The 23,372-nt window shown below is 45.8% G+C and carries 26 protein-coding genes; 7 read left to right on the top strand and 19 right to left on the bottom strand.

The window, feature by feature from the left end; all coding sequences use genetic code 11:
• Positions 1-51: 51 nt before the first annotated feature.
• Positions 52-1,053 (bottom strand): bifunctional riboflavin kinase/FAD synthetase, encoded by a 1,002-nt coding sequence (gene ribF / locus PYW33_RS15015; protein ID WP_004647155.1) that lies wholly within the window; start codon positions 1,051-1,053, stop codon positions 52-54.
• 232 nt (positions 1,054-1,285) lie between these two features.
• Between ribF and PYW33_RS15010 the strand changes: the two genes are divergently transcribed.
• Positions 1,286-1,849, top strand: coding sequence for a 5'-methylthioadenosine/S-adenosylhomocysteine nucleosidase family protein (locus PYW33_RS15010; RefSeq protein WP_004647157.1), 564 nt, complete (start codon positions 1,286-1,288; stop codon positions 1,847-1,849).
• Positions 1,850-1,915: 66 nt separating this feature from the next.
• On the opposite strand, the gene PYW33_RS15005 is transcribed toward PYW33_RS15010, so the two are convergent.
• From PYW33_RS15005 to ubiG, 14 genes are all read right to left on the bottom strand, one after another.
• Positions 1,916-2,536, bottom strand: a complete 621-nt coding sequence (locus tag PYW33_RS15005; RefSeq protein ID WP_004281222.1) for a TetR family transcriptional regulator C-terminal domain-containing protein — start codon at positions 2,534-2,536, stop codon at positions 1,916-1,918.
• 323 nt (positions 2,537-2,859) lie between these two features.
• On the bottom strand, positions 2,860-3,666 hold the full coding sequence (locus PYW33_RS15000; protein WP_004647158.1) for an ABC transporter ATP-binding protein: 807 nt from the start codon (positions 3,664-3,666) through the stop codon (positions 2,860-2,862).
• Between the two features lie 21 nt (positions 3,667-3,687).
• Positions 3,688-4,503, bottom strand: a complete 816-nt coding sequence (gene ssuC / locus PYW33_RS14995; protein WP_004647159.1) for an aliphatic sulfonate ABC transporter permease SsuC — start codon at positions 4,501-4,503, stop codon at positions 3,688-3,690.
• Entirely contained in the window at positions 4,503-5,678 is a 1,176-nt protein-coding gene (gene ssuD, locus PYW33_RS14990) for an FMNH2-dependent alkanesulfonate monooxygenase (RefSeq protein WP_004647160.1), read from the bottom strand. The genes ssuC and ssuD overlap by 1 nt, the downstream gene beginning before the upstream one ends.
• A 36-nt stretch (positions 5,679-5,714) precedes the next feature.
• The gene (locus tag PYW33_RS14985) at positions 5,715-6,710 is read right to left on the bottom strand and encodes an aliphatic sulfonate ABC transporter substrate-binding protein (protein ID WP_004647162.1); all 996 of its coding nucleotides are present in this window, start codon (positions 6,708-6,710) and stop codon (positions 5,715-5,717) included.
• Between the two features lie 24 nt (positions 6,711-6,734).
• Positions 6,735-7,691, bottom strand: coding sequence for a sulfonate ABC transporter substrate-binding protein (locus PYW33_RS14980; RefSeq protein WP_004647163.1), 957 nt, complete (start codon positions 7,689-7,691; stop codon positions 6,735-6,737).
• 333 nt (positions 7,692-8,024) lie between these two features.
• Positions 8,025-9,368, bottom strand: a complete 1,344-nt coding sequence (gene argA, locus PYW33_RS14975) for an amino-acid N-acetyltransferase (RefSeq protein WP_004281228.1) — start codon at positions 9,366-9,368, stop codon at positions 8,025-8,027.
• A gap of 132 nt (positions 9,369-9,500) precedes the next feature.
• Positions 9,501-9,887 carry an RcnB family protein gene (locus PYW33_RS14970; RefSeq protein ID WP_004647164.1) on the bottom strand — a complete coding sequence of 129 codons (387 nt, stop codon included), beginning with the start codon at positions 9,885-9,887 and terminating at the stop codon, positions 9,501-9,503.
• A 242-nt stretch (positions 9,888-10,129) separates the two neighbouring features.
• Entirely contained in the window at positions 10,130-10,516 is a 387-nt protein-coding gene (locus PYW33_RS14965; protein ID WP_004281230.1) for an RcnB family protein, read from the bottom strand.
• A gap of 315 nt (positions 10,517-10,831) precedes the next feature.
• Positions 10,832-10,987 carry a hypothetical protein gene (locus tag PYW33_RS14960; protein WP_004281231.1) on the bottom strand — a complete coding sequence of 52 codons (156 nt, stop codon included), beginning with the start codon at positions 10,985-10,987 and terminating at the stop codon, positions 10,832-10,834.
• Between the two features lie 184 nt (positions 10,988-11,171).
• Positions 11,172-11,591, bottom strand: coding sequence for a hypothetical protein (locus PYW33_RS14955; protein ID WP_004281232.1), 420 nt, complete (start codon positions 11,589-11,591; stop codon positions 11,172-11,174).
• 156 nt (positions 11,592-11,747) lie between these two features.
• Positions 11,748-12,494 carry a YciK family oxidoreductase gene (locus PYW33_RS14950; RefSeq protein ID WP_004647165.1) on the bottom strand — a complete coding sequence of 249 codons (747 nt, stop codon included), beginning with the start codon at positions 12,492-12,494 and terminating at the stop codon, positions 11,748-11,750.
• Between the two features lie 39 nt (positions 12,495-12,533).
• Entirely contained in the window at positions 12,534-13,223 is a 690-nt protein-coding gene (locus PYW33_RS14945) for an HAD family hydrolase (RefSeq protein WP_004647166.1), read from the bottom strand.
• Positions 13,220-13,948, bottom strand: a complete 729-nt coding sequence (ubiG, locus tag PYW33_RS14940) for a bifunctional 2-polyprenyl-6-hydroxyphenol methylase/3-demethylubiquinol 3-O-methyltransferase UbiG (RefSeq protein WP_004647167.1) — start codon at positions 13,946-13,948, stop codon at positions 13,220-13,222. Before ubiG ends, PYW33_RS14945 begins: the two co-directional genes overlap by 4 nt.
• A gap of 227 nt (positions 13,949-14,175) precedes the next feature.
• Here ubiG and PYW33_RS14935 point away from each other — a divergent pair, with 227 nt between their 5' ends.
• Positions 14,176-14,790 carry a thiol:disulfide interchange protein DsbA/DsbL gene (locus tag PYW33_RS14935; RefSeq protein WP_004281236.1) on the top strand — a complete coding sequence of 205 codons (615 nt, stop codon included), beginning with the start codon at positions 14,176-14,178 and terminating at the stop codon, positions 14,788-14,790.
• Between the two features lie 54 nt (positions 14,791-14,844).
• On the opposite strand, the gene PYW33_RS14930 is transcribed toward PYW33_RS14935, so the two are convergent.
• Positions 14,845-15,546: a TetR family transcriptional regulator gene (locus PYW33_RS14930; protein ID WP_004647169.1), complete on the bottom strand. Its 702-nt coding sequence runs from the start codon at positions 15,544-15,546 to the stop codon at positions 14,845-14,847.
• 210 nt (positions 15,547-15,756) lie between these two features.
• On the opposite strand from PYW33_RS14930, the gene rph reads away from it, so the two are divergent.
• Complete coding sequence (rph, locus tag PYW33_RS14925; protein ID WP_004281238.1) at positions 15,757-16,473, top strand: ribonuclease PH; 717 nt, start codon at positions 15,757-15,759, stop codon at positions 16,471-16,473.
• Positions 16,474-16,655: 182 nt separating this feature from the next.
• Positions 16,656-16,853, top strand: a complete 198-nt coding sequence (locus PYW33_RS14920) for a hypothetical protein (protein ID WP_004281239.1) — start codon at positions 16,656-16,658, stop codon at positions 16,851-16,853.
• 100 nt (positions 16,854-16,953) lie between these two features.
• Here PYW33_RS14920 and nadC read toward each other — a convergent pair whose 3' ends face one another.
• The gene (gene nadC / locus PYW33_RS14915; protein WP_004647170.1) at positions 16,954-17,799 is read right to left on the bottom strand and encodes a carboxylating nicotinate-nucleotide diphosphorylase; all 846 of its coding nucleotides are present in this window, start codon (positions 17,797-17,799) and stop codon (positions 16,954-16,956) included.
• 182 nt (positions 17,800-17,981) lie between these two features.
• Between nadC and ampD the strand changes: the two genes are divergently transcribed.
• Positions 17,982-18,572, top strand: coding sequence for a 1,6-anhydro-N-acetylmuramyl-L-alanine amidase AmpD (ampD, locus tag PYW33_RS14910; protein ID WP_004647171.1), 591 nt, complete (start codon positions 17,982-17,984; stop codon positions 18,570-18,572).
• Positions 18,573-18,632: 60 nt separating this feature from the next.
• Positions 18,633-20,183, top strand: coding sequence for a murein biosynthesis integral membrane protein MurJ (gene murJ / locus PYW33_RS14905; protein WP_171057031.1), 1,551 nt, complete (start codon positions 18,633-18,635; stop codon positions 20,181-20,183).
• A gap of 123 nt (positions 20,184-20,306) precedes the next feature.
• On the opposite strand, the gene PYW33_RS14900 is transcribed toward murJ, so the two are convergent.
• The gene (locus tag PYW33_RS14900; protein ID WP_004647174.1) at positions 20,307-20,465 is read right to left on the bottom strand and encodes a DUF1328 domain-containing protein; all 159 of its coding nucleotides are present in this window, start codon (positions 20,463-20,465) and stop codon (positions 20,307-20,309) included.
• 192 nt (positions 20,466-20,657) lie between these two features.
• Between PYW33_RS14900 and PYW33_RS14895 the strand changes: the two genes are divergently transcribed.
• The gene (locus PYW33_RS14895; protein WP_004647175.1) at positions 20,658-21,110 is read left to right on the top strand and encodes a YcgN family cysteine cluster protein; all 453 of its coding nucleotides are present in this window, start codon (positions 20,658-20,660) and stop codon (positions 21,108-21,110) included.
• 19 nt (positions 21,111-21,129) lie between these two features.
• Here PYW33_RS14895 and PYW33_RS14890 read toward each other — a convergent pair whose 3' ends face one another.
• Positions 21,130-23,268: a putative bifunctional diguanylate cyclase/phosphodiesterase gene (locus tag PYW33_RS14890; protein WP_004647176.1), complete on the bottom strand. Its 2,139-nt coding sequence runs from the start codon at positions 23,266-23,268 to the stop codon at positions 21,130-21,132.
• Positions 23,269-23,372 lie beyond the last annotated feature (104 nt).

Here is a 23,372-nt window from a genome sequence, read left to right as displayed (position 1 = left end):
CAATCTAATCAGTTATGTTACTGACACGTTTTACAATAAAAATATGGGATATTAAAAGGGAAATGTGGAGTGATTTCGACGAAACTCAAGCAGTTTCTCGACATCATCATCAATTCCGGCTTTTAGCGCTTCAAGCGAAGGATAGTCCTTTTCGCCATGTAAATAGTTTAAGAACGTCACCCGCATCAACAGGCCATACAGATTAGCAGAAACATCTGGAAAATGTACTTCTAATCGCCACTCTGGATGTGCTTGTTTGATGGCTGGACGTGTGCCGACATGACCGGCCCCAAACAGGGCAGTGGGGTCATAACCTGCAATGCCTGTTTGCGCTGGAGAATCGGCTTTTGCCTTGTCTTTTAAGGATAGGGTTTCGCAAATGACTTCAACCCCATAAATTCCCTTGAGGCACGGCTTATGACGGTTGAGCCGTACATTAATGGTGGGGAAATCAATAGTTCGACCAATCTGATCACCATATTGCACCCGCCCGGTAATGCTATAGGGACGACCCAGCAATTGTGCGGCCAAGGCTAAATCACCAGCTTGCAAGGTCTGGCGAATCCGGGTGGAACTGACCCGTTCACCATCTAGAGCAATGGTATTTAAATTGGTCACTTCAAAGCCGTAATTGCGCAGGAATTCGCTGTTGCCTTGGCGGTTTTTACCAAAGTGAAAATCATCGCCTAAGACCAGATGCCGGGCATTGAGTTTTTCTTTTAAAATGTCGGCAAAAGCTTCTGCAGTCAGGCTGCGAAAAGTATGGTCAAATTTCGCCACTGCGATATAGTCCACACCCAGCTCAGTCAGATATTCAACTTTTTCACGCAACGATGAAATACGCGGTGGAGCATCATAACCCTGAAAGTATTCAAGTGGTTGCGGCTCGAAAATCATCACCACAGATTTTAAACCCTGTGCTTTGGCCACCTGTTGCAGCTGACGGATCATCGCCTGATGGCCTAAATGCACGCCGTCAAAATTACCGATGGTCACGGCAGTTTTGGGTAATTCAGAATGAGAGGCTAAAGCATTTAGACGGAGCAGCTGCATGGGCAAATCAAGTGCTTAGAAATATCGAGAGGCTATATATTGCCATAATCTCGCGCTTTCGTCTTGCTGTTGTGTTTTTATGCAATATTTTTCTTGAAAATTCATCTTCCTTGGAATTGAGTCGGCTGGTTTTTCTACGCACTAAGTATGTTTGATCAGAGCACTGGTGCTTTTCATTCAGCCGGTTTTGTTTTCTAATGTCAGGGTTTTTTTTTGATATCAGGTGTTTCGAATGTCCGATCTGGCGCTCATCATGGCTCTACCCAATGAATCCAAAGGCTTGTTTGAAGCAGAAGGCATTCAGGTAAATTACAGCGGGATTGGTAAAGTCAACGCGGCCTTTAAAGCTTTTGAGGTGATTCAGAACACCGGTTGCAGTACCTTGCTAAATTTGGGCAGCGCGGGGAGTTCGCATTTCAATGCGCATGAACTGGTCGAAGTCACGCAATTTGTACAGCGTGATATGGATGTTTCACCCCTCGGCTTTGAGATCGGCATGACCCCGATGGATCAGCATTTCCCGGGTGCGATTGAGCTGGAGTCTTTCTTTGACCATTTGCCGAAAGGGATTTGTGGCACAGGCGACAGTTTTGAAACCGGTATTTCAAAAGTGGCGTGTAATCTGGTCGATATGGAAGGCTATGCCTTGGCCAAAGTCTGTAAAAAGCTGGGCGTTCGGCTGATTTCAGTGAAATACATTACTGATGGAGCCAATGAGACTGCGCATCTGGATTGGGAAGAAAATCTGTTATTGGGTGCGAAAAAATTATTAGATTTATATCAAATGGTAAAATAAACAGGAAGGTCAAGTTTGCTCGGCGACCATAGCAGCTATGGTCGTGTGCCAATCAGAAGCGCTTGCTTATTTATCCGTGCGTGGAATTACGCCGTATAACATCATGTGTACCGTATGCTGGATAATGCGTTGCTGCATGCTGCGGTTACGCAAGGTTTTACCCGTGACCATTTCCATTTGGGTCGCAAAGTCTGCATAGTTCTGGGTAATCGCCCAAATATTCAGAATCAGTAACTCAGGATCAATATCTGCAGAAATCTTGCCTTGCTCCTGCCAGTTGGAAATCACTTTGGCTTTACGCTTGACCAGTTTTTTCAGCGGACCTTTTAAAATTTCCAGAATATGCGGTGCACCTTGAATGACCTCTAAAGCAAATAAACGGGATGCTTTAGGCTGGGTACGCGACACTTCAATTTTTTGCATCAAATAATTGGTGATCGCTTCTTCAGGCTCAAGTTCAGCTTCAAGGGTTTGTAAAGGCGCCAGCCATTTTTGTAGAACGGTGGTTAATACCTCGACATACAGGGCTTCTTTATTTTCATAATAATAGAAAATATTCGACTTATGCATTTCTGCAATTTGTGCGATTTCATCCAGACTTGCCCCATTAAAACCATATAGGGAAAATACGTCTAGTGCAGCATTTAGCAGCTGATTGCGTTTTTGAGTACTCTTTTTTTGTTCCATTAGCAAATATAAAAAACAATGAAAAAGGGAATCCTCAATTGTACGGCAAATCATCAGATTTGTGCACACAGTCACAGGCTAATTTTTTGAATAATGATGATTTATTCTCTAGATCAATATTTAAAACAGGCTAAATGCATCTACACCGGGAGAAAAATTCAAGTTTCTGAAAATACTTCATTTATTCATCTTTTTTCTTCATTAATGCAAGAGAGGAATAATGCTGAAATGAATCTGATAAAAATGTCCTCTTATGGAGATAAAAGTATTTTTTATAAGAATAAGACCCAAAAACATGCTTGATTTTGGGTTTGATTGAGTGTTCAGGTCGCTAAAACTGCCTGCAAGACCTGCTGTTCCAGTTCTGCAAATGTCAGACTTTTTTGCCGGGGACGAGGTAAGTCGACCCGAAATTCTTTGGCAATATGGCCTTTGTCCAGCAAGATAATCCGGTCTGCCAGTTGCACGGCTTCACTGACATCGTGGGTCACCAGAATGGCGGTAAAGCCTTGCTCGGTCCAGAGACGTTCAATCAGGTTCTGCATTTCCAGACGTGTCAGAGCATCCAGAGCGCCGAGCGGTTCATCAAGCAGCAGAATACGAGGTTGATGCGACAACGCTCGCGCCAAGGCTGTACGTTGCCGCTGTCCTCCGGAAAGTTGTGAAGGCCACAGTCCGGCTTTTTCTTTGAGGCCGACCTTTTCCAGCATTTGAGAGGCTTTGGCATGCTGCTCTTTACCCAGGCCTAACTGCACATTCTGTTCGATGCTACGCCAAGGCAGCAGGCGTGGGTCCTGAAACATCACTCGGATATCATCGGCAGTAATGCCTTCACGGATATGCCGGGCTGACTTGAACTTGATTTCGCCGTAGCTTTGCTGTTCCAGATCGGCAATCAGGCGCAATAAGGTACTTTTACCACAACCGCTGCGACCGACAATTGCCAGAAATTCACCCGGCTGGATATGCAGGTCCAGATCTTCCAAAACCTTGACCGAACCGTAAAACTTGTGCAGCTGTTCAATGATAATTTCGGCACCGATCACTGCAGCAGGATTGATCTCTGCTGTAGGTGGTTCGAGTGGTGCAATCGGGTCATTGGCATGACGCCCTAAACTAAGATCAGTCATCACATGCTCCTCATTTATTCTTTATTTTTGATAGCCGGCATGCCAGCGCAGCAGGAATCGTTCTAAAGCCACGGCCAGAACATCGGCCAGTTTGCCGAGCAGGGCATACAGTAAAATACCCACCAAGACCACATCAGTTTGCAAAAATTCACGTGCATTCATAGTCATATAACCAATACCAGACTGAGCAGAAATAGTTTCGGCAACGATTAACAGTACCCAGACCAGACCCAGAGAAAAACGTAGGCCGACCAGAATTGATGGCATCGCACCCGGTAGAATAATTTCTTTATACAGTTGCCAGCGAGTTAAGCCATAGCTTTTTCCCATCTCGATGAGTTGTGGATCGACCGAGCGGATGCCATGATAGGTATTGATATAAATTGGGAAAAATACCCCAATCGCCACCAGAAACAATTTGGCAGATTCATCAATCCCGAACCATAAGATGACGAGGGGGATCAGTGCCAGTGCAGGAATATTGCGGATCATCTGCAAGGTGGTGTCGAGCAGGGTAGAGGCAGTTTTGGATGAACCATTTAACAGACCCAGCAATAGGCCCAAACCACCACCTACCAATAATCCGCTGATGGCACGTCCTGCACTGACTTGCACATGCGTCCACAGTTCACCGCTGAGCAATAAATTCCAGAAGGCTAAAACCACGGCACTCGGTGCAGGCAGAATCCGGCTTTCCAGCAGGCCTGTGCTAGAGGCAATTTGCCAAACTGCAATCAAGAAAATTGGAACCAGCCAGGGCAGCAGATGCTGCCCCAGAATTGTTCCACGTGAAACCTGCTTTGGGGTCAGGGTTTCAACGGAAACGACTTTTGACATTAAGCAGACTCCTTAATTTTCTCAGCCTGCTTGTTCTCGTCCGGTGTGTAGTTGTTCGCCACGATTTCACCAAATGGACCGGTCAAGTTTGGTTGAGTGAGTTTTTGCTGGGTTTCCAGTGGAAGTAAAGGGAATACCAGTTCTGCAAAACGGATGGATTCTTCCAGATGTGGATAGCCTGAGAAAATAAAGGTGCTGATCCCCAGATCGGCATATTCCTGGATACGTGCAGCGACAGTTTCCGGATCGCCGACCAGTGCCGTACCTGCACCACCACGAACCAGACCCACACCTGCCCAGAGGTTTGGAGAAACTTCGAGTTTGCTGCGATCGCCATTGTGCAGTTCTGCCATACGGCGCTGACCGACCGAGTCCATGGATTTGAACTTGGCTTGGGCTGCAGCGATAGTGGCATCATCCACATATTGAATCAGTTCTTCAGCCGCCGCCCAGGCCTGCTCATTGGTTTCGCGTACGATCACGTGTAAACGGATCCCGTAATTCAGTTCACGACCTTTAGCTGCAGCCTTGGCTTTTACCACTGCAATTTTTTCTTTGACTGCTGCCGGTGGCTCGCCCCAGGTCAAGTAAGTATCGACCTGATCCGTGGCCAGCTCAATGGCATCATCCGATGAGCCGCCAAACCATAAAGGCGGATGCGGCTGCTGAATGGGTGGATACAGCAATTTTGCATCATCGACACTTAAGCGTTCGCCATGGAAACTAAAGCTTTCACCGGTATGTGAGCGTTTTAAAATTTCACGCCAGATGGTGGTGTATTCGGTCGCCGTTTTATAACGGGTTGTGTGATCTTCATAGACGCCATCACCTTTTAGCTCCTGCTCGTCACCGCCAGTCACCAGATTCAGCAGTACTCGGCCATTAGACAAGCGGTCAAAGGTCGCGGCCATACGTGCAGCCAGTGCCGGCGTGGTCACGCCTGGACGCAATGCCACCAGGAATTTTAATTTTTTGGTCGCATCAATCAGGCTGGCTGCAGTTAACCATGGATCTTCACAAGAACGGCCAGTCGGAATCAGGACACCTTCATAACCAAGATTATCCACGGCAACGGCAATCTGCTTCATGTAGGCATGATCTACAACACGTGCGCCCTTGCTGGTGCCTAAGTAACGACTGTCGCCATGAGTGGGGATAAACCAGAAAATTTTCATGTAATATTCCTTAAATTAAATGATCTTGTTTGCTCATCAATGTGTGGCCGCTGGCGACCAGATCTGTTGCTGGACGCTGATGGTTTTGGGAATCAGTTGAACCTGCTGGAAGAGATCGGCAATATTCTGTTGAGCTTTGATCACTTCCGTCGTTAATGGTTGTACCGGCGAAGGTTTAAGACGACGCTCAAATGCAATCTTCGCTACATCCGGTTTCAGACCGGTACTTTTCTGATAAATATCTAGAGCTACAGCCTGGTTTTTAAGAATCCACTGGTCAGATGCATTTAAAGCCTGGATAAACTTCCCGGGGCTATCCGGATGCTTCTGAATAAATTCGGGATTGCCGATATAAAAGGAGTAGGTTTGTGGAAAGTCACTAGATTCAATCAGCACCTTAACCTTGCTGTCGAACTCGGCTGCACCTAGGAAGGGATCCCAGATTGCCCAGGCATCAATGGCTTTTTTGTCAAAAGCAGCACGTGCATCCGCAGGGGGAAGCCAGACGGCTTGAATCTCTGACCAGCTTAATCCGGCTTTTTCCAGGGTTTTGGCCAGAAGTTCATGGGCACTTGAACCTTTCTGCACCGCGATCCGTTTTCCTTTCAATTGTTGAATATTTTGAATGGCACTGTCTTTCGGCACGACCACGGCCAAAGAATTTCCCGCCACTTTTTCAAAGGCCACGTAGCTCAGGGCTTTGTCTGCCGCCTGTGCAAAAATAGGCGGAGTATTTCCCACATAGCCATAATCCACTGCACCGACTGCTAAGGCTTCCAGCATTTGTGGGCCTGCCGGAAACTCTTTCCATTCAATTTTGGCATTGGGAAATTGTTGTTCTAACAGCTTTTCATCACGTGCCACCAGCAGATTTAAGGCTGATTTCTGAAAGCCAATCGCAATGGTTTTAACTTGTTGCGCTGACGTGGTTTCTGCGGCAGCCGTTTGCTGTGGTTCCTGTTTCTGGCAGCCAGTCAGACTAAAGCTCAATAGCGCTAAGCTGATATAAGAAACTGTTTTTATATGACTCATCTTTATTCTCGAATTATTCTGCTGTTATTTAATAATTGCTGCATCAATATTCAGCTTTTGTGGAATCAGCTGCTGCGCATAAAATGCATCGGCGACTTGTTGCTGTTTTTGAATCACGTCAGTGCTGAGAGGTTTAACACCGAAGCCCATGCGTGAAATAGAGGTTTTTAAGACATCGACGGCTAGACCTGTCGGTTTTTGCAGGAGCTGAGCGGCAGCGTCCTGATTTTTTGCGACCCAGTCCGTGGTCAGGTTTAGTTCATTGACAACCGCCTGTACCACCTGAGGATGGCTTTCTGCGAACTTGCGATCTGCCAGATAGAATTGGTGGTTGCTCACCACATTTTCACCGCTGGCAATGACACGCGCACCAATCTGATGTTCAGCAGCTGCAAAGAACGGATCCCAGATGACCCAGGCATCAACTGCACCACGTTCAAATGCAGCACGTGCATCGGAAGGTGGTAGATAAATCACTTCAATATCACCGAGTGTCAGCTTGTTGGCTTCCAGAACTTTTAACAGCAGGTAATGCACATTTGAACCTTTGTTCAGGGCTACCCGTTTGCCTTTCAGATCCTGAATAGACTGGATTGGTGAATCTTTCGGTACAATCAAGGCTTCGGCCTTAGGTGCTTGCGGCTGATTGGCCACATAGACCAGATTTGAGTTGGCCGCCTGGGCAAAAATCGGCGGTGCTTCACCGGCTTCACCAAAAGAGATGCTGCCGACATTCAGGCCTTCAAGCAATTGCGGGCCAGCCGGAAATTCTACCCATTTCACATTGACCCCTTGCTGTTTTAAGCTGGTTTCCAGCGTACCGCGTTCTTTTAAAATAGGTAATACGCCGTATTTTTGGAAACCGATATTCAGGGTAATGGTCTCTTCTTTTTTCGAGCAGCCTGAAAGCATCATGACACCCACCATCGCAGTACCAAGTACTGCAGTCTTTGCTAAAAACTGAACATGAGATTGGCGCATGAATCAAAACTCCCGAAAGTGAAAAACTAGTGAATGAAAACTTAGACACACGCTAATCGTTTTTGTTTTTCTAAAAAAATAACTATTCAGGAATTTCTAATGAAGAAAAAAGATAAATAAAAAAGCGCAAAACTTATGCGAAAAAGTGATTTATATAAAAATGAAGATTTAATATTTAAATTAATCAAACTTATGAAATTTATAGTTATTTTTTTAAATCTGATCTGTTGATATGTTTAGCTAAAAACCAGTAATAGAATTTGAAAATTTAAATCGAGATTGTCAGATATCTTTATCTGAAATTAAGCTAAAGCACTGAAAGAAAAAGCCACTTTAAAGTGACTTTTTGCAAACAATTGAATTACGTTGATAATTATAAAAAGCCTGACGGGCATCTGGCAAATCATCGACTGAAGCCGGTTCAAAGCCCTGTTCCAGAAACCAGTGCGCGGTGCGGGTGGTTAGAATAAACAGCTGCTGAATCTGCATGCTTTTGGCTTTTTCTTCAAGATAATGCAGAATCTGGCTGCCCCGATTAGACTTGCGATAACTTGGATGTACCGCAACACAGGCAATTTCTGCAGAACGCAATTCATCACCCGTCGTCGGAATCGGATAAAGGGCGGCACAGGCCAGAATCATGCCGTCCCGTTCGATTACGGCAAACTGGTTGATTTCATTTTCCAGACGTTCACGCGAACGATAGACCAGAATGCCTTCTTCTTCCAGTGGACGCAGCAAACCGATCAGACCCCCTACATCCTGAATATCGGCCATCCGCACTTCTTCATAATGTGCATCGGTGACCAAAGTTCCGGAACCATCCCGGGTGAACAGCTCTTCCAGCAGGGCACCATCATAGGCATAAGAAATCAGATGCACCCGATGTACGCCGTTCATTGAGGCTTCCTGTGCGGCTTTCAATTGTAGTCCTCTTTCAAGCGCATCTTGTTCGACCGGAATAAAATCATCCAGCTGTTGCGGTGTCACTTCGCGTTTGAGCTGGCCGTTACTGTCCATCAGACCATGCTGCTTACCGAGAAAAATCAGTTTATCTGCCTTGAGGCGAATCGCCGTTTTGGTAGCAACTTCTTCAGCCAGCAGATTAAAGACTTCTCCGGTAGTGGAATAACCGGTCGGGCCAAGCATCACAATATTATGACTATCCAGATGACGCTGAATCGCGTCAGTATCGACCGCGCGCACTTCACCGGTCAACTGAAAATCGATACCATCGCGGATGCCATACGGCTTGGCGGTGACAAAATTCCCTGAAACGGTATCAATCCGGGCGCCATACATCGGCGAATTGGCCAGTCCCATAGACAGCAGTGCTTCAATTTGTAGGCGGATCGAACCGACGGCATTCATCACGCAGCTTAAAGATTCACGTGTGGTGACCCGACGCTGCTGGTAAAAAGGCGTCGTAATCTGGCTTTGAGCCAGATTCTGGTTAATTTGCGGACGTGCACCATGTACCAGAATCAGCCGAATGCCCAAAGAATGTAATAAAGCAATATCGTGAATAATATGCTGAAAGTTATCATTTAAGACGGCTTCGCCATCAAACATGATTACAAAGGTTTTATTGCGGTGCGCATTGATATAAGGCGCAGAATGGCGAAACCAGTGCACATATTGCAAAGTTGTGCTTTGTGACGTTTCTGCTGAAGTCATGCTGTGCCCATTTCAATGATTGAAGATCCAGCTTTGATTCTAATGAAAAAAAATGCAAGTGGAAGTGCAGATATAAAAAAACACCTGAAGGGGACTTCAGGTGTCTGCAAGACGAGCAGTAATGGAGAAAGCTTAGTTAATGATGCGTACAATTTTGTTGGTACGCTCATTGACCAGAACGTAGTCATTGTTGACCTTGTACCATTGCTGGAAACGACCGGTATTTGGCAAACGGCGTGCTTCGCGATCACTTACTTCAAAACGGTTGTTGTCATATTGGCGAGGTAAAGTTTGTCCTACGCGCCAGTCACGGCTTGGATTGATCATACGGTTGTTATGACGGCGGTCATCATTCCAGCGACGGTCGTCATTCCATTTCTTGCTGTCTTTGGCATTCCAGTGTGGCGCCGGTTTATGCGGATTATGGTCATAACGCGAGTCATGCTGTGGTGCTGCCATTGCAGAAGTAGCTAACAAAGCACTTAGAGATAACGCGATTGTAGTTAAGACTTTTTTCATGGCTCTCACCTTAAGATGTATATCTAATTTCGATGAGACTAAATTAGCGAACAAGTACATAGAAAGCGTGAGGGCTATTTAGTTAAATTGTTAAATTCATGAAGAAATTTAGTAGATGAATCACGCAGTTTGAAAACTGGAAAAGCCGCGAGATTTTGGGTTAAAAATTTTCAGCCAGTGAAATAAAAAAGCCCAAACATCGTTGGGCCTTAAAGAAGATTAAATTTGAATGCACTTATGAACTAGTCACCCACAATCCGGATAATGCTGTTGTTTTCAGAATCCACCAGAATATAGTCATTATTGACTTTGTACCATTGCTGCTTGCGGTCAGGTCGAGGCAGGCGATGGTCTTTATATTCAACTTTATAGCCATTGCCACGATAATGCTGCGGCATCACATAACCCGGCTGCCAGCGTAACTGTTGCAGGCGTTTCACCCCGCGTTCTTCACGCATACGGCGGTTATCCTGCTGATCTTCCTCTCGGAACTCACGGGCTTTCTTCTTGTCATGACCATGACGTGAATCCATACGGGATTCATCATTGAAATGAGGGGCAGCGATGACGACATTGCTCAGCATGAATGTACTGCAAGAAATTGCCAGTGCCACCAAAACCTTTTTCATGTTGAACCCTCATTAAATTGTTCATCTTCTACAGTGCCTAATGTACGGAAAAATTGCAGAGAAACTGTGAAGAACAGGCACAATTTTTATAACAAATGCAGAGATATTATGATGATGTCATGTTTTTATATGACTATATGCGACGGCATCACTTCTATAAAGTAGCCTACCGAGCCATGTCCTTATCTCATCAAAGCAAGGGCCAACATGCAAGCGAAAATCGATGATTTAGCTCAAAAAAACAGCATTGAGTCAGCGAGAAAAAAGTTCATGATTTAATGAAACGACAAAGAATTTTGCCGGTTTAGTTTGAGATTAATTCCATTGCTCTGCCAAACCTTGTAAGGACTGAATCGCGTCAGCCACGGATTCAGCTTGTAGGGCGTCATCGAGTGCCACAATCAATGCTTCAGATAACTGCAACTGTTCAATCCGGTGAATTGTTTCAATTTTACGTTTTTGGTCAGCCATGCTGCGCTCCTGATTTGATCTATCTGTGATTCAAGAAAGCATAGTCCAATCAGTTTAATTTGGAAAACCGTATAATTTTATATATTTAATATGTAAATCCGATTTATTGTTATTTTTTGCAGGATTTTAAGAAAAAAAGGGCACTTTATCGAAAAGTGCCCAAGATTATTCAATGACCCGACTTTTAATAAGCGTAGTTCAGGTCAGTATAATCGTTGAGTGATTTCTGCACATGCGCCTGAATAAAGGCACGTACATCCTCGGCCGTCATGGCTTTGCCCTGATTGCTGATGACATGTTCGATTTCTGGCTGACCTTCAATTTTAATGCGATAAACAAAATGCTTGGCCAGACGATAACTGTCGTCTAATTTTTCAATGCCAGTCACATAATAATAGGCATGTTCAAAATTCAGATCCTGATGTGAAAATACAAATTGCTCGAACAATTTGAGTTTCTGAGCATTTTCGAGTGCTTTGATGTCATCCACGATACTGGCTTCAAACTTGGTGCCGTATTTCTCTGAAATAGGCTGTTGATCAATCAGCAGCGACACCATGCCATCGTCTAAATGGGTCACCGTAATATTGTTTAATTCAGTCATGATGCACTCGAGTGAAATATAGTGGGGCTTAGTATGCTGTTATTTTAGTGAAACTCAATGCGAGCGGGGTGAAGTTAGCCAAGATTTACGCGCTGAATGCGACTAAAACCGAAATAAAAAGGGAGCAATTGCTCCCTGAATGACAGACAGAATAATTTAATCCTGTGCGTCAATACTCTGGCCATTCATATGCAGGCTGTCATCGCCCATCAAATATAGATAAGCCGGCATGATTGAATCGGGGGTAGGTAGGGTTTTCGGATCTTCATTCGGATAGGCCTTGGCGCGCATGGCAGTTCGCGTTGCCCCGGGATTGATGCAGTTATAACGGATATTTGGATGTACCTGCTCTTTGGCAAATAACTGGCTTACCGCTTCAATAGCAATTTTAGAAACCGAATAGGCACCCCAGCGTTCGCGGGCTTCGCGGCCTACACCTGAGCTGGCAAAAACCACAGAAGCATGTTCAGATTTGGATAATAACGGTAACAGCGCTTGGGTCATGACAAAGGGTGCACGCAGATTGACCGCCATCACATCATCCCAGACATTGACTGGATAATCCGCCAAGGGAACCCGTTCGCCTAAAATGCCGGCATTGTGCAGAATGCCGTCCAGACGACCAAACTGACGGTCTAGCGTATCGAGCAAAAGCTCATAATCACGTTCTGACGCACTCGATAGTTGTAGCGGCAAGATGGCAGGTTGCGGCGCACCCAAACTTTCAATTTCATCATAAATGACTTCGAGCTTGTTTAAGGTACGCCCATGCAGCACCACAGTTGCGCCATGCAAGGCATAACTGATTGCTGCTGCACGTCCAATGCCATCGCCCGCACCTGTGATTAGGATGATACGATCCTTGAGCAGATCGGGGCGAGGTTGATATGCTGAATATTTCATTATCTACCTCCTCACTTCTTATTATTTAGTGTTAAGCGTTCAAGATACCGCAGTATGCTGCTTCAGTACCAGTGTCTGAATCAATTGATGTAATTCTGGCACAGTATGCACGATATGGTCGGCCTGCCAGGTGTTTAAATCGTCTTTGTATTGCAACGGCAAATAACCATAAGCAGCCAGAATGGTCAGCATCTGGGCATGACGGCCGGCATCAATATCTCGGGGATGATCTCCGACATAGATACAGTCTTCCGCGGCAAGATTCAGTTGCTTGGCTGCCAGATACATCGGTTCAGGATCAGGTTTGGTGCGGGTGACATCTTCTGGACATACCAACACCGCACAGCGTTCACTCAAGTTCAGTGCTTGCAGTAAAGCCTCACTGAGCCAGCGCGGTTTATTGGTCACGATCCCCCAAGGAATGTCATTTTCCTCTAGCTGTTCCAACAAAGGATACATGCCGTCAAACAGATCGGTATCGACCGCAATATCTGCGCCGTACATGTCCAGAAAGCGCTGACGGTGTTGCAGAAAGACCGGATCTTCTAGTTGCAGTTCCGGATAAACCAGTTTCACCATAGCGCGAGCGCCTTCGGAGACCTGGGTACGAATCAGCTCGGGTGCAACCAGTGGGCGGCCTTCTTCACGGCACATCTGCTGGATAATTCGGATAAAATCGGCAGCGGTATCAATCAGGGTTCCATCTAGGTCAAATAAAACGGCTTTCATGCTGTGGTCTCTGCTGCGCTATCTTTCACGGTATAAACCATGTAGTTCACATCAACATTCGGTGCCAGCCAATAACGCTTGGTCAGCGGATTATAGTGCAGACCGGTCATGTCTTTGAGCTTTAAACCCGCGTTACGAATATCATGTGCCAGTTCAGACGGCTTGATAAATTTGCTGTAATCATGGGTGCCTTTGGCCAGCATGCGCAAGACATATTCTGCCCCGATAATCGCAAATAAATAGGACTTTGGATTACGGTTAATGGTCGAGAAGAATACATGACCACCTGGCTTGACCAGCTTGTGACAGGCCTGAATAATCGATGCCGGATCTGGCACATGCTCTAGCATTTCCATGCAGGTCACGATGTCATATTGGCCAGCCTGTTCGTCTGCCAGTTGCTCAACCGGCACCTGACGATATTCAATATTGTTCACACCTTCCTGTTCGGCATGGATGCGTGCCACATTTAAAGGGGCTGCGCCCATATCAATCCCGAGTACATCGGCACCGCGTCGCGCCATGCTTTCGGCCAGAATACCGCCACCACAGCCGACATCCAGCACTTTTTTGCCGCTCAGGCCTTCGGCATGTTCATCAATCCAGTTTAAACGCAGTGGATTAATCATGTGCAAGGGGCGGAACTCGGAATGCTGATCCCACCATATAGCTGCAAATGCTTCAAACTTGGCAATTTCTTGTGGATCAACATTCAATTGCGACATCGGTGTCACCTCAATCAGTCATGATTAGCTAAAAATATATATGTGCCGAATGGCCAGAGAAACTGATTTAAAACCTTGAAAATCAGTTCGATGGTTTAGTGTAGCGATTCTGGCAGAAAAAGCGATAAAAGCAGCAAAAAAGTTCACAGAATGAAAACGAAACCGGCATAATTGATTTATAGTGAACACATAAACTAAGCATAATGATTTAGAGGACGATAATCCGAATGAAAAAATTCCTTTTAGGCGCTGTTGCCGCATCTGTTTTGGCCTTTTCAGGCAATGCTATGGCCAATTTTGTGGCAGGTCAGGACTATCAGGTGGTTGCAAAACCAGTCAAAGTCGAAAAACCGGGCAGAATTGAGGTACGTGAATTCTTCTGGTACGGCTGTGGTCACTGTTTCGCGCTTGAACCACATATGCAGGGCTGGTTGAAAAAATTACCAAAAGATGTACGTTTTGTACGTACGCCGGCTGCAATGAATCCACTCTGGGAGCAGGCAGCGCGTGCTTATTATGTGTCTGAAGCATTGGGTGTGCGTCAAAAAGCACATTTACAATTATTCCATGATATTCATGATAAGCAACGTCCAATTTTAGAACAGGCGCAATTGGCCAAGTTCTATACCCGCTATGGTATTCCTGAAGCGAAATTTAACAGCACTTATAAATCTTTCCCGATCACTTCGAAAATTGCCCAAGCCAAAAATCTGGCTGCTCAGTATCAGTTAAGTGGTGTTCCGGCAGTGACCGTGAATGGTAAATATATTGTGCAGGGTAATGATGCCAAAGTCATTCAGGTGGTGAATTACCTGATCGAGAAAGAGCGTAAAGCCAAATAAGTCTGAACTGACGATCAGTAAAAAAAACCTGCATCATGATGCAGGTTTTTTTATTTAGGCAGGGGGAATGACCGCTTCATTGAGCACAGGGCTTGCGGTTTCAACTGTTTTGGCAGGTCGCCAGTACCAGTGCAAAATGCCACGTAGCAAGAGCTGCATCTGTAGCACGCTTTGGGTTTTAAAGGCATTGGATTGAGCGCGGCGCAGCTCTGGATCAACCTGATGCTGCAGATGAATCCAGCCCATGGCCCAGTTCAGGGACAGTTCAATCAGCATCTGTGCCAGAGCCTGCAAGTCCTGTGATGCCTGAATATGTCGGGTAGATTGCATCTTGGCCAGTTCATGCATGACATCTTCAGCCAGAAAATGAATTTCCCGTTCAATGCCGACACGTAACACGTCCGAACCGCCCCAACGTTCTGCCACAAAAAAAATCCAGGGTTCAGGATGATATTCGACGGCCTGAAAGAAGAGCTCAAGCCCGGTGTGGGTTCGAGTATTCGGCTGATACAGATAAGCCTGCCCCAGCTGATTGAGTACACCCTTGATATGAATCGCAACCTGATCCAGCAATTCCAGACCCAACTGGTTCATATCCTGAAAGTGCCGATAGAACGCCGTCGGTACTACTCCGACTGCATTCGCGACTTCACGTAGGCTGATCGTGCTGAAAGCGCGGCCCTGACTGCTGAATGCTAGTGTCGCATCGAGTAGTGCCTGATGACTTTGCTGCTTGCGATCTTCACGTAAGGACATAAATGGGTTTCCTGTCACTGGCTTCCCTCATAGGGAGTTTTAGTCTAGCAAAAATTAAATCAAATCGTAGTGCCACAGATCGGCAGAATTTTGACATCTCGTAGCGAGCTGATGCATTGATTTTGTAAATGAATCACCAGGCTGCCTAATCTTGGCAAAGGCTTCTGCTATACTGAGCCGCAATTATTTTGAACCCATACAGGACTTATTATGCGTATCGACCAGCGAGCATTAGATCAATTACGTGAAGTGAAAATTACCCGTAACTATACACGTTATGCGGAAGGCTCTGTATTGGTTGAATTTGGTCATACCAAAGTACTCTGTACTGCCAGTGTGGATAGTTCTGTACCGCGTTTCCTCAAAGGTCAGGGCCAAGGCTGGGTGACTGCTGAATATGGCATGTTGCCACGTTCAACTCATACCCGTAGTGACCGTGAAGCGGCACGTGGCAAACAGAGTGGCCGTACTCAGGAAATTCAGCGTCTGATTGGTCGTAGCTTGCGCTCAATGGTCGATCTGAAAAAGCTGGGTGAAAATACCATTACTATCGACTGTGACGTAATTCAGGCTGATGGCGGCACCCGTACTGCAGCGATTACTGGTGCTGCGGTGGCTTTGGTCGATGCCATGAACGTCTTGCTGGAAAGAAAGAAAATCAAACATGATCCATTAAAAGGTTTGGTGGCTGCGGTTTCTGTGGGTATTTTCAAAGATGAAGTATTACTGGATCTTTGCTATGAAGAAGATTCAAACTGTCAAACCGATTTGAACGTGGTGATGACTCAGGCCGGTGAATTTATTGAAATTCAAGGCACTGCAGAAGATAAGCCATTTACCCGTGCACAATCGAATGCCATGCTGGAAATGGCCGAGAAAGGCATTCAGGAATTGGTGAAAAAACAGCAAGAAGCTTTAGGTTGGTAATCTATTCCATGCTGAAAAACGCATCTCTGGATGCGTTTTTTTATGCCTGAAATTTCACTCTGCACCTGTATTCAAAAACTACATTACAAAACTTCCTGACAAAAAGTCGACATGAATCGGCTATATCTGAACCGGTTTTGCATCGATATTGGATCAGATGAGAACACAATGAGGAATGCGACATGAAACAGTGGCTTTGTGCAATTTCATTGCTGGGCGTGTTTGGATTAACTGCCTGTGACTGGGGCAATAATCGTGAAGATGACGAGCGTTCAGTGTTAAATCAGGATCGTGATGAGGATAACGGAAGATATAACGACCGTGATGGTGACGATGATGACCGCGATCGCCGAGGTAATCGGGATGACGATGATGATTAAGGTCTAAAATAGAAAATTGAGCAAAATATACGCAAAAAAAATTTCTAAAAATAAAAAAAGGGTGCTTCGCACCCTCTACGGTCATCTATCCCATCTAGGCTTAAGCATTGAAACGCATCGACAGATCAATGGCTTTGAGATCTTTGGTCAGCACGCCCATGGAAATATAATCTACTCCGGTACTCGCGACTTCACGTAAATTATCAATGGTGATATTACCTGAGGCTTCCAGTTTGCAGCGACCGGCCACATGTTGCACCGCGTCGATCATCTGCTGCTGACTGAAATTATCCAGCATCACAATATCAGCATGGGCTTCGAGTGCCTGATTCAGCTCATCCCAGGTTTCGACTTCAACTTCGACAGGCTTACCCGGTGCAATTTGATGGGCCTTGGCAATCGCCTGCGCAATGCCACCCGCTGCCATAATATGATTTTCTTTAATCAAGAAGGCATCAAACAGGCCCAAACGGTGATTCTGGCCACCGCCAATGGCCACGGCATATTTTTGTGCGATACGCAGACCCGGAAGCGTTTTACGAGTATCTAATAATTTGGTGTTTAAACCTTGCAGCTCTTTGACATAGTGGGCGGTTTTAGTCGCAACCGCAGACAGCGTCTGGACAAAGTTTAGCGCAGGGCGCTCCACGGTGAGTAAGCTACGTGCAGATCCGGCCAGTTTTAAAAATGCTTGATTGGCTTGAACATGATCGCCATCATTTTTCAGCCAGATCACTTCAATACTTGGATCATAGGCCTGAATCAAGGCATTTACCCAAGGCTGGCCGGCCAAAACCATGTCTTCACGGCTAATGATAGTGGCAGTGGCCTGTTCATCTTCAGGAGTCAGCAGGGCGGTAATATCGCCTTCACCGATATCTTCTGAAAGTGCTTGTTGAATATTGATCTGAATGGACTGGTCTAGCAAAGCTTGAGATATGCGCATGAGTATTTCCGTATCTTTTTTAAGCCGTGAAAATTGCGCCTTATCTTAGCACCGTTACATAAAAGATGAGCGATTTTTCATCCAGTTTGCTGGGATGAATTGAGATTTCTCCTTGAAAGTTTTAGCATGAAGCCGGCTGCAATGCTGATCTTGCAGATTTTATTTTTGGGGAGAACGGTTTTATGCAACAGGCAGCTGAGTTTCAGGTCAAGGACGGGCAACTAATCGGTGCACGTCAAATCCCGTCTCCCAATTTTAATCAGCGGCCAGAACAGACCGAGATTCAATTGCTGGTGATTCACAATATCAGCCTGCCACCTTCACAGTTTGGCGGTGGTTATATTGAACAGTTTTTTCAGAATCAGCTGGACTGGTCCGTACATCCTTATTTTCAAACCATTGAAGGGATGCAGGTGTCGACCCATCTGCTAATTTTAAGAACGGGAGAAGTACTGCAATTTGTTAATTTCAATGACCGTGCCTGGCATGCCGGCCGCTCGAGCTATTTGGGCAAAAAAGAATGTAATGATTATTCGATCGGGATCGAACTGGAAGGCAGTGATGACTTGCCTTTTGCAGCTGAACAATATCAGGCCTTGGTAAAAGTCACGGCCTGTCTGCAACAGCATTATTCTAAGATTCAGCAGCATATTGCCGGACATTCGGATATTGCACCGGGTCGCAAGACTGATCCAGGGCCGTATTTTAACTGGGCTGATTTTCGTACACAGTTACAGCATTATAAAAACACCTCAAGCTCGCTTGAGCGATGAAATTAAGCAATGAACTTCTGACAAAAGTTTCATTACAATAGCCACAAATTTATACATTAGGTGAATAGGATGGCGCTTTGGCGTTCGACCGTCATTGTCAGTGCGATGACCATGTTGTCACGCGTACTGGGATTGGTTCGAGATATTGTTTTACTGAATGTCTTTGGTGCTGGTAAAGACTTCGATACCTTCGTAGTCGCATTTCGTATTCCAAACTTTTTCAGGCGTTTATTTGCCGAAGGCGCATTTTCACAGGCGTTTATTCCGGTACTGACCGAATATAAGACCAGTCGCACGCATACTGAAGTCCAGATCCTGATCAGCCGGGTATTTGGCTGTCTGGCCACGGTCATGACCACGTTGACCATGGTCGCGATCATTGCTGCGCCATTGATTATGTATGTCTATGCGCCCGGTTTTCATAGCGATCCTGAAAAATTCGCCCTGGCGACCGACATGTTTCGCCTGACCATTCCTTATTTGCTGTTCATGTCACTGACGGCTTTTGCCAGCAGTATTCTGAACAGTTATGGTTCTTTCAGTACCCCGGCATTTGCACCGGTCTTGCTGAATGTAGCGATGATTGCCGGAGCGCTCTGGCTTACGCCTTATATGGCCGAGCCGATTATGGCACTGGGCTGGGCTGTGATCATTGCCGGTATTTTGCAGCTGGCCATCCAGATTCCTGAATTGTGGCGTAAAAACCTGCTGATTCCACCGAAAATTGACTTCAAGCATGAAGGCGTAGATCGCATCATGAAGTTGATGCTGCCGGCATTATTTGGTGTATCTGTCACGCAAATTAACCTGCTATTAAATACCATCTGGGCCTCATTCATGCAGGATGGTTCGGTGTCCTGGCTGTATAGTGCCGAGCGTATGACCGAATTGCCACTGGGTCTGATCGGTGTTGCAATTGGTACCGTGATTTTGCCGTCGTTATCGGCACGGCATACTGAACAGAACCCAGAAAAATTCCGTGGCATGATGGACTGGGCAGCTAAAGTCATTGTGATGGCAGGCCTACCCGCCAGTATTGCACTGTTTATGCTGTCGACCCCGATTATTCAGGCCCTGTTTGAACGTGGCCAATTCACCTTTGAAGATACCCAGATGACGGCTTTGGCGCTGCAATGTATGAGCGGTGGTGTGATTGCCTTTATGTTGATTAAAGTCTTTGCACCCGGTTTTTATGCAAAGCAGGATACCAGAACCCCGGTGCGGGTCGGTCTGATGGCTGTGGCGGCCAATGCGATTCTGAACGTGATCTTTATCGGTTTCTTCAAGCTGATTGACTGGGAAGCAGAGCATATGGCCCTTGCGTTGGCATCGACGGGTTCAGCCATGGTCAATGCCGGTTTGCTTTATTATTATCTGCATAAGCGTGATATTTTCCGTTTTGGTTCGCACTGGAAAAAAATCTTCCTGCAATTCATGTTTGCCAATGTGGTGATGATTGCGGCTCTGGCCTATGCCCTAAGCTGGTATAACGCAGATGTATCACAATGGATGCGTGTTTTAGAAGTATTGATCTTATGTGTTGTGGGTGTGGTGGCGTACGTTGCAGCCTTGCTGGTAGCGGGTTTTAGACCACGTCATTTAAAACCTTAAGTTCATATTGAAAGAAGTATTTTTGATCAAAATAGATCATTAAAATACCCATAAAAAAACAAGAGCCAGAAGGCTCTTGTTTTTTGAAAGCTAACACTTGCTTTGAACAGGTCTAGCGTAAATCTAGACCTTGCCGCGCGAAAGAAAACCAACGATCGCAAGAATCACCGCAATTACTAACAAGATAATTGCAAAATCCTTAGACAAGCCTGCGACGCCACCGAAACCAAGTAGACTCGCAATTAATGCAATAACAGCAAAAATAATAGCCCAGCGAAACATATATATTCTCCATGTGTTTTTATTTTCAAATTTAGTATAGAAATAAACGATTCCAGCGACTGTTAGTGTTTTGTTGATGAACTGTCTATGATTTAACAATAGTTTACGTGATAGTAATAAGAATTTGAGGCGGTAGGTCTGCAGGGTTCGGGCTGCTATAATAAGCTGATTTTTGAATGTGCCGACCTGATCATGAGCGATACTTTACGTCCCGAATTCTGGAAAAACTATTCACTTGCTGAACTGACACAAGTCGAGTGGGAGGCCTTGTGTGATGGTTGCGGATTATGTTGTCTGATTAAGCTGGAAGATGAAGATACTCAGGAAGTCGCATATACCAAAGTGGCCTGCAAATTACTGGATTGTAGCACTGCGCGTTGTTCCAATTATTCGGATCGTTTGCAATATGTGCCGGACTGTATTCAGCTCACGCCAGAGAAGCTGGAAACGATTCACTGGTTGCCTTCGAGTTGTGCCTATCGCCGGGTAGAGCAGGGCAAAAGCCTGCCATCCTGGCATTATCTGATCAGCGGTTCACGGGAAAGTGTGATTCAGGCACGTAAGTCGGCAGCAGGGCGCTGCCTGAGTGAAAGCGACATTCATGAAGATGACATCGAAGACTATATCGTACGTTGGGTGCGTTAAATCGGCCTGCGTGATGCGTTTATTGATCTGCTGGATGGAGTAGAGCCTGAGCCGAAGCACCGGCCATCGGGCGATAGAAATAGAATCCTTGTCCTATCTGACAGTCACAATGGATCAGGGTATCCAGCTGTTCTGTATTCTCGATTCCTTCCACCAGAACATCCAGTGCAATACTAGAGCCTATCTGAGTAATGGCTTTGACAATAGCCAGGGCAGACGGGTCACTGTTCATGCGTTCTACAAAGTTGCGGTCAATCTTGATGCAATCGACCGGATAGTCCTGCAAGCGAGTCAGCGAAGAATGTCCAGTACCGAAATCATCCAGCGAAATCTGGATTCCAGCCTGTTTCAGCAGGTTGAGGGCGCGAACCACATAATTGGCACCATGCTCGGACAGGCTCTGTTCGGTAATTTCCAGTTCAACTTTGTGGGCCGGAATATCGAAATTGGACAGGCGTGCCAACAGTTTTTCGGCATAGTCATCGCGCAGGAATTCGACCGGTGCAGCATTGATGGAAATCGGTAACAGATCCAGACCTTGTGCCTGCCAGCGACTCATATCTGCAAAGACTTTCAGTTGCATGGTCTCACTGATGCGTGAGGCCAGCTCATAGTCCTGAAAGGCAGCAAAAATTTCGGAAGGTAACTGAATGTTCTGATTCTGATCTTGCCAGCGTAATAGTGCTTCGAAACCAATCACTGCACCATCAGAAAGACGTACTTTAGGTTGGTAATAGGGAATGATCTGATCGGCCAGAATAATCTTGCGAGCCAGAGTCAGCTGCTTGGTTATATTTTCCAGTGACCCACACATTTCCTGATTAAACATGCGGATGCCACCACGACCACTATTTTTCAGGTCATTTAAGGCGATATCAGCACATTTCAGCAGATTAGAGGTATTCAATGCATCACGTGGATAGATGGCACAGCCAATACTCATGGCACTGCTGATGCTATTGCCGACATAATTGATGGGCTGATCCAGCTGGGCATAGGCCATTTGCGCCGTTGCCAGCAGCTGCTCTTCACTTTCCAGATTTTTGACCAGTACGGCAAATTCATCGCCACCCAAACGGGCGATGATGGTATTTGGCCCGAAGCAGGTCTGGAAACGTTTGCCCAAGACATGTAGCAGATGATCGCCGGCAATATGGCCCAAGGTGTCATTAATATGCCGGAAATAGTCCAGATCAATCAGCAGTAAACCCGCCATGGTCTGCTGTTGTTTGGCCTTTAAAAGCACCTGCTTAAAGGTTTTATAGAAGGTACTACGATTATACAGGCCGGTGAGTTCATCCCGTTTAATTACTTCTTTTAAACGCGTTTCTGCAATTTTTTGCTGACTGATATTACGTGATACACAGAGGATATTTTGAGTAATATTCTGCTGATCCAGAATCGGGGTGAGCAGATGATCCCAATATTGGATCGATTGATCTTTGATCTGGATTTTGCTGGAGAAACGGCTGTTTAAGCCTTGGGCTGCCTGTTTCAAAGCACGTTGCCCGGATTTTCGGGCTTCAGGGGTTAAGCGATTTAACCAGCACAATGAACGGTCCTGATCTTGTTCTGCGGTCTCATTTGCTTGTGCGAGACAGCCAGCTTGGTTGCTATGCTGAATCTCGCCTTCAGGACTGATAATGTTGATGCAGTCTGCGCTGGCATCCAACATGTTTTCCTGGGTTGAAACAATCTGAGAAAGTTGCTGTTGGATTTCAAAATAATCATGCACATCAGTCAGGGAAACGGCCCATTGCAGCAAATGTTCAGGTTCATGATGAAATTTTACCGCTAGGGTACACATGCGATAATGGGTATCACTGCGTTTAATCCGGCACTGGGTTTCAAAGTTCTGATGCTGATCCAGCGCAGCATGCCACTGCGCTAAAAACAGCTGCAAGTCTTCTGCATGAATAAAGCTCTGCCATTGCGGATGACCCTGTTCATTCAGGTTCACGCCAAGATAATCAGTCAAGGCATCGTTAAAATATTGCAGATGTTTTTTGTTGCTGACCCACAAGGGTTGCGGTAAGGCATCGATCAGATTTTTTAACAAAACCGATTCAGACAAGTGAACGTGGGGTGCAATCAGTGATGATGACGTCAGTGGCTTAGACCGACTCACAGCTCCCTGTTCAAATTTATCATGCTTCATGCATTCACCACTACAACCCAAAAGTGCCCAAGGGGCGAGATAAGTTTCTTTTAATTAGAATAAACAATATGAAAATTACACTGTAATTAATTCACAATTAATCA

Origin of the sequence: Acinetobacter lwoffii (assembly GCF_029024105.1) — a bacterium.
In the GTDB taxonomy this organism is placed as follows: Bacteria; Pseudomonadota; Gammaproteobacteria; order Pseudomonadales; family Moraxellaceae; genus Acinetobacter; species Acinetobacter lwoffii.
This window is presented reverse-complemented; position numbering and strand designations above follow the sequence as displayed.